The sequence below is a fragment of the Oscillospiraceae bacterium genome, assembly GCA_034925865.1.
In the GTDB taxonomy this organism is placed as follows: domain Bacteria; phylum Bacillota; class Clostridia; order Oscillospirales; family SIG627; genus SIG704.
Window position 1 is genome coordinate 1 of the sequence record JAYFRN010000039.1, and the last position, 1,589, is coordinate 1,589.

Below are 1,589 nucleotides of genomic sequence, written 5' to 3' on the forward strand. Positions count from 1 at the left end.
TGCGGAAACCACAAACTTGACAATACTGTCTGTCTGTTATATATTGTGAATGCTGAATTTAACCCATCTTTGTAAGTGCTCAAATATATTCCTTTTGTGTCCGTGCAAATGGCATGATATCGAAAGTACAAAAACTACACAAAATATTAGCCGGTAGATCATATGATTTACCGGCTATATTACTACATATTGTAGTTTAGCGAGTACAATTTTATTGGCAGACACTCTCCATATGCTTGCGGCACGATTGGCGGTATTGCGTGAAAATAAGTATCTGTCGCTGTGCATTATACTGACGAAAGGTTGTGCGTCTGCCGATAGGTTTACAATTGATAATAGTAAATCGCAACTCATGGTTGAACCAGTATCATCTAAGCAGTTATTGTGCTTTTGTTCATTTTTGTTATAATATAATTGCAGCTGCGAAATAACTGAAAGGAACAAAACATTATGACCATAGGTGAAAAGATTAAATCCTTACGCCGTAAAAACGACGTTACGCAGGAAAAGCTCGCAGATTATCTCAGATACCGATTATTGCGGGATTTTTTAAAGTATCTCTCGATATACTGTTTGATTTTGATGTAAGTAAAGTTGATAATCAAATTGAGCAGGTCATATCTGAAGGTAAACTGCATTTCTGGGACGACTTTGATAAAGCGGAAAAGATATACCTTGACGGCCTGAAAGCGTTTCCCTCTTCTGATAAAATCAAAACAGAGCTTCTGGACAATGAAAAGTACATACTTATCCGATGCCACGAGATCATGTGAACGCATCATGAACAAATTATTATTATTTGTAAATTATTCAGCATTTGTTTCCATATATATTGACATTTATAATATATTATAGATTTTATAATTATTAAAAGTGAGGTAAAAAGAAGTGGCGAACCGTAAAACAATAAGAGTTCTTTCCCAAAAAGACATCTCTTTTATTCCTTCAGCCGGATAATTATTTTAGTTTTCGGTAAAACCGTTTTCCGGGACGTCAAAAGAATATTATCCGGCTTTATAAGCATCATAAAAAAACGGAATTAATAAGAATATAGGAGTTAGAAATACTATGAGATCAATTTCAAGAGTTTTCATTGTTATGTTATTAGTTTTTGTTTTCGGAATTAATGCATCAGCTGCAATATCATATAATGATTCCGACCAAAACAACACACAACCTGATTTTCAATTTTCTCTTATGGGTGCAACAACATACGAATCAGAACCGAACAATACTTTTTATACCGCTAACACAATAAATGATGATGATAATGTATGGGGTTATATTTCATCAACAAGCGATCAAGACTGGTATTCTATAACATATGCTACAGACGGATTAACAAATTTTTGGATAGGAAATTTCTCTTCGCCATGTAATTATTCTATAAATGTATATGACAGTAATAATTATTTATTATGGAGTACATCAGATACGAATAAATTAATTGACCTTGTCAAGCTCATTGTGTAAACACTCTAAATTACCGATCCCATCCATCGCCAAATAAAATATCCAATTTGCCGCGGACAACGCTCCAGTTTGGGTAAGGTTTAGTCCATTTAGCGGCAATGTCCAAAGTGCGAAGA

2 protein-coding genes are annotated in these 1,589 nt (G+C 34.1%); both read left to right on the plus strand.

The window, feature by feature from the left end:
• Positions 1-450: 450 nt before the first annotated feature.
• On the plus strand, positions 451-588 hold the full coding sequence (locus tag VB118_11640; protein ID MEA4833251.1) for a hypothetical protein: 138 nt from the start codon (positions 451-453) through the stop codon (positions 586-588).
• A 510-nt stretch (positions 589-1,098) separates the two neighbouring features.
• On the plus strand, positions 1,099-1,473 hold the full coding sequence (locus tag VB118_11645) for a hypothetical protein (protein ID MEA4833252.1): 375 nt from the start codon (positions 1,099-1,101) through the stop codon (positions 1,471-1,473).
• Positions 1,474-1,589: the final 116 nt, after the last annotated feature.

Bases quoted from the DNA above. Each gene is read 5' to 3' on its own strand.
- VB118_11640 (MEA4833251.1), top strand. From the start codon at position 451: ATGACCATAGGTGAAAAGATTAAATCCTTACGCCGTAAAAACGACGTT.
- VB118_11645 (MEA4833252.1), top strand. From the start codon at position 1,099: ATGTTATTAGTTTTTGTTTTCGGAATTAATGCATCAGCTGCAATATCA.